Source organism: Streptomyces capoamus, assembly GCF_014654935.1.
Lineage (GTDB): Bacteria > Actinomycetota > Actinomycetes > Streptomycetales > Streptomycetaceae > Streptomyces > Streptomyces capoamus.
Genome location: NZ_BNBF01000022.1, coordinates 95,458 through 95,683 on the forward strand (window position 1 = coordinate 95,458; position 226 = coordinate 95,683).

Below are 226 nucleotides of genomic sequence, written 5' to 3' on the forward strand. Positions count from 1 at the left end.
CGTTCGGCATGTCCAGCGCGGACACGGCTACCACCGGCTTGGGCAGGTCGGCGATCGCGCACAGCCGGTCGACCACGGCGTGCAGCTCGGGACACTCCTCCCGCTCGACGGGGCGCCCGCGCATCGCGAACATCGCGATCCGGTCGGAGAACCAGAACTGCGCCACGAACAGCGCCCCGATCAGCACGGCGACCAGCACCCAGGACCGCAGCAGCACGATCAGCGC

The 226-nt window shown here is 70.8% G+C and carries 1 pseudogene; it reads right to left on the reverse strand.

What is annotated here, in order from left to right:
* A pseudogene (locus tag IE312_RS42325) lies at window positions 1-226 on the reverse strand (zinc metalloprotease HtpX); the annotation flags it as partial.